Source organism: Vibrio sp. Vb0598 (genome assembly GCF_033338935.1).
GTDB lineage: Bacteria > Pseudomonadota > Gammaproteobacteria > Enterobacterales > Vibrionaceae > Vibrio > Vibrio alginolyticus.
In genome coordinates this window covers 1-1,146 of record NZ_JAWOTP010000220.1, presented here as the reverse complement: position 1 = coordinate 1,146, position 1,146 = coordinate 1, and the positions used below count along the sequence as shown (strand labels likewise).

The 1,146-nt window shown below is 47.6% G+C and carries 1 protein-coding gene and 1 pseudogene; both read right to left on the bottom strand.

What is annotated here, in order from left to right; genetic code table 11:
• Positions 1-707 (bottom strand): homoserine kinase (gene thrB / locus R7Q38_RS24230; protein ID WP_318114620.1); only part of this gene is annotated, 707 nt, incomplete at its 3' end.
• 20 nt (positions 708-727) lie between these two features.
• A pseudogene (gene thrA, locus R7Q38_RS24225) lies at positions 728-1,146 on the bottom strand (bifunctional aspartate kinase/homoserine dehydrogenase I); the annotation flags it as partial.

Genomic DNA, 1,146 nt, shown 5'->3' with positions numbered 1-1,146 from the left:
ATCACGTCTTTGATCATTTTTGCAGCAAGCTCTGGCTGACCAGAGTGACATGCATGAATAAAGCCCGCAAGGTGGCGACCATGAGCAATGATATCTTGTCGACGATATTGAGATGGTAGAATTTCACGCGCTTCAGCCGTCGACACTTTAATGCCCGGATACGCCATCACCCAATACCACTCGTCAAAGCAAGGGACTTCTTGGCTGATGATGCCTAGCTCTTCAAGCATCAACTGGACACCACCAAGGTAACATGGAGCAACATTGTCGTAGTGAATACCACCCGAAATTTTGCCTTCCATTTCACCCATTAAAGCCAGCAATTCCGTTTCATTCAAAGGCTGGTCGTGGAATCGGTTTAGCGCGTCCAACGCTGCCACAATAGAACAAGCACTTGAGCCCAAACCAGAACCAATAGGCATGTTTTTCTCTAGCGTCATTTCAAGTGGTTTTAGCTCAATGCCTTTTTTGTCCAGTTCACGAGCAAACACCACCCAACAATCGTAAACGATGTTCTCTTTTGGATCGGTTGGTAACTTCGAAACAAAGTGCCCAGCAGTGTTTAGACTGAACGGCTCAGTCCCTGCTTTTACTTGAACTCGGTCACCCAACAAACTGCCGTCAACTGGGGACACTGCCGCCCCCAGCACGTCAAAACCTACGCTAACATTACCAATTGAAGCTGGGGCATAAACCACCACGCCCATATCACTTGAACTCATTATTGTTATACCCCTAGTTTCCAACCTAAAGTACGCATTACATCCGAGAATACGCCTGCTGCCGTCACTTCTGTACCGGCACCGTAACCACGCAGCACTAAAGGAATTGGCTGGTAGTAGCGACTATAAAACGCCAACGCGTGTTCACCGTCTTTAATTTTGAACATTGGATCATTTTCATCGACAGCGGCCATGCTCACTGTGCACTTGCCATCATTAATTTCACCAACATAACGTAGCACTTTGCCTTCTTCTGCCGCTTTCGCAGATAACTCTTTGAAGTACGCGTCCGCTTCTGGCAAACGAGCCATAAACTCATCAACACTGCCAGAATCGTCAAAGCCTGGTGGTAGCGCTTGGTCAACGACCACATCTTCAAGCTCTAATGACATACCTGCTTCGCGAGCTAGGATGAGCAGCTTAC